Below are 263 nucleotides of genomic sequence, written 5' to 3' on the forward strand. Positions count from 1 at the left end.
CATTGCATGTCGTTTGCCAATATTGGTCTGGCTCAGAATGATCGGGTTTAAGTATATGAGTTGAAGGTGTGCCTTCATTTCCTTCAAATAATTCATCGCCGAGCTTAATAACTAGCATTTTATGCTGCGCGCCAGCAAGTGACATACGGCTACTTTGGCGGATATTTAACGGTGCTCTGGGTAAGTTTTTAATTCGCCTAGATAGCTCGGCAAAAGGTAACGGTATTGCACTAGGGCTTGGAAAATCGACATGCTCTGGTAAT

The 263-nt window shown here is 43.3% G+C and carries 1 pseudogene; it reads right to left on the minus strand.

Annotated elements, in window-relative coordinates:
* A pseudogene (locus SB756_RS31335) lies at positions 1–263 on the minus strand (type II toxin-antitoxin system HipA family toxin); the annotation flags it as partial.

Source organism: Pseudomonas sp. SIMBA_068, from assembly GCF_046534705.1.
In the GTDB taxonomy this organism is placed as follows: domain Bacteria; phylum Pseudomonadota; class Gammaproteobacteria; order Pseudomonadales; family Pseudomonadaceae; genus Aquipseudomonas; species Aquipseudomonas putida.